We start from the raw sequence: 521 nt of genomic DNA, 5'->3' as shown, positions 1-521 counted from the left end.
TGAAGTCGTAACAAGGTAACCGTAGGGGAACCTGCGGTTGGATCACCTCCTTACCTAAAGATACGCATTGTGCAGTGTCCACACAGATTGTCTGATGAAATTAATGAGCAAGAGCACCTGTTGATGCGGTAAGGGCAACCTTACGCTGATGCGAAAAGTGCCAAACCACGGCGTGGTCTGGTGCGGATTTTTCGTGTCCCCATCGTCTAGAGGCCTAGGACACTGCCCTTTCACGGCTGTAACAGGGGTTCGAATCCCCTTGGGGACGCCACTCCGATAATGTGTGAAAGACATTATCACCGAATATCTTAAAGATGACTTTAACGAGTCGTGTTTAAGATATTGCTCTTTAACAATCTGGAACAAGCTGAAAATTGAAAGTTTACAGCTGAACATCACTCTCCGTAGAAGTACTGAGTGGTGGGTTAGTCTGTAACAGAGTCTCTCAAATAATCGCAGCGCGACGTTGTCTTTTAAGACACCTTCGGGTTGTGAGGTTAAGCGACTAAGCGTACACGGTG

1 tRNA gene and 1 rRNA gene are annotated in these 521 nt (G+C 47.0%); both read left to right on the top strand.

Annotated features, from left to right (window positions below):
- Positions 1-53, top strand: a 16S ribosomal RNA gene (locus ED901_RS14500); the annotation flags it as partial.
- A 142-nt stretch (positions 54-195) separates the two neighbouring features.
- Positions 196-271 (top strand) — tRNA-Glu (locus ED901_RS14495).
- Positions 272-521 lie beyond the last annotated feature (250 nt).

This window comes from Rahnella sp. Larv3_ips (assembly GCF_003697865.1).
Taxonomy (GTDB): domain Bacteria; phylum Pseudomonadota; class Gammaproteobacteria; order Enterobacterales; family Enterobacteriaceae; genus Rahnella; species Rahnella rivi.
The sequence above is the reverse complement of the archived record's forward strand: the minus strand, read 5'-3'. Positions and strand labels throughout refer to the sequence as shown.